The organism is Microbacterium sp. B24 (genome assembly GCF_000333415.1).
Lineage (GTDB): Bacteria > Actinomycetota > Actinomycetes > Actinomycetales > Microbacteriaceae > Microbacterium.
Map to the genome: position 1 here is coordinate 1 of NZ_BADB01000356.1, position 1,117 is coordinate 1,117.

Consider the following 1,117-nt stretch of genomic DNA (forward strand, 5'->3'; position numbering starts at 1 on the left):
CTCTTCGAGCAGGTCGACGCCCTGCAGGTACTCGACGACGACGCCCTCGACCCGTTAGATCGTCGCCCCACACCTTCTCGACGAGCTCGGCGTCGTGGCGGCCTTCGACGAGGATCCGCGAGGCGCGGGCCACGCGGGCGCGAGTCGTGTCGGCGGCGAAGGAGCCGGAAGCGGTGCGGCGGGGTCCGGATGCCGCGGCCTTCGGCGCCTCCAGGACGACCGCCTGTCCATCGATCAGGAAACCGCCGCCGAGGGGGAACAGTCGACGGCGACCGCGGCGGTCCTCCAGCTCGACATGACCCGACTGGATGCCGGTGACGGCGCCGCAGAAGCCGTCGCCGGCGATCTCCACGACGAGGTCCGGCGCGGCCGCCACGCGCGGCACCGCGCGGCGCCCCGCGTCCCGCCATCCCGCGGCCAGGACGTCTGCGCCATAGCGATCGGGGCCGAATCCGTCGTTGTTCATGGTTCCTCCGAACGCGACACCATACCCGCCCCCGCCGCCGCGGGCGCAGGGACAGGCCGGGGAGGGCAAGACCCACGGCATGCCCGCAGCTCGCCTATCGGGTCATGCCGTTCGCGACATAGGATCGGCGTGAGGAGCGAGGTTCCCGCACCTCGCGCAGGGGAGGAACACGCATGCGTGCGCGTTTGTGGTTGGCGCTGACGGCGGCAGCGGCGATCGTCCTGGGCGCCGCGACCGCGGCGATCGCCACGGGCCCCGTGGCTCTCAGCTCGTCGCGCGTCGTGGATCAGTCCGGCGTGCTGACCGGTGCGCAGATCTCCGAGGTCGATACGCGCTTGCGCGCCCTCACCGCAAAGTCGGGCGTCGATCTCTGGGTCGCGTACGTCCCCCAGTTCACCGATCCGTCGGCGCCCGAGGACTGGGCGAACGAGACGGCGCAGAACAACGGTCTGGGACCGCACCAGTACCTCCTGGCGATTTCGACCGACGGCCGTCAGTACTACCTGTCGGGCTCCTCCGCTGGCCCCGTGACCGGTGATGAGCTCACCACGATCGAACGCGAACGGGTGCAGCCGGCACTGTCAGCGGGTAACTGGGTCGGCGCCGCGACCGCCGCCGCAGACGGACTGGCCGACGCCATCGCCGGCGGCA

Annotated in this window: 1 protein-coding gene and 1 pseudogene; one reads left to right on the forward strand and one right to left on the reverse strand. The window is 71.6% G+C overall.

Features of this window, described 5'->3' with window-relative positions:
* A pseudogene (locus tag I5I_RS09130) lies at positions 1–466 on the reverse strand (DUF3097 family protein); the annotation flags it as partial.
* A 173-nt stretch (positions 467–639) separates the two neighbouring features.
* Here I5I_RS09130 and I5I_RS09135 point away from each other — a divergent pair.
* Positions 640–1,117: TPM domain-containing protein (locus I5I_RS09135; RefSeq protein ID WP_036318529.1), on the forward strand; the 478-nt coding region annotated here is incomplete at its 3' end.